Origin of the sequence: Streptomyces sp. ISL-11 (assembly GCF_018614525.1) — a bacterium.
Classification (GTDB): Bacteria; Actinomycetota; Actinomycetes; order Streptomycetales; family Streptomycetaceae; genus Streptomyces.
In genome coordinates this window covers 1-275 of sequence record NZ_JAGGOL010000134.1, presented here as the reverse complement: position 1 = coordinate 275, position 275 = coordinate 1, and the positions used below count along the sequence as shown (strand labels likewise).

Here is a 275-nt window from a genome sequence, read left to right as displayed (position 1 = left end):
GCCCGGATCGGGCTGGGGCTGGTGCGCGCGCTGCGCGAGGTGCACGCCGTCGGCGTGCTGCACCGCGACATCAAACCCGGGAACGTCCTGCTCACCACGCGCGGCCGGATCGTCCTCACCGACTTCGGGATCGCGGCGATGCAGGACGCGGCGGCGCTGACGATGGCCGGCACCCTGGTCGGCTCACCGGACTACATGGCACCGGAACGGATCGGCGGCCAGGACCAGGGCCCGCCGTCGGACCTGTGGTCGCTCGGCGCGACCCTGTGCGCGGC

General features: G+C 74.2%; 1 protein-coding gene. It reads left to right on the top strand.

Annotated elements, in window-relative coordinates; translation table 11 throughout:
• The coding region (locus tag J7E86_RS31365; protein ID WP_251019619.1) for a protein kinase at positions 1 to 275 on the top strand (275 nt) is incomplete at both ends.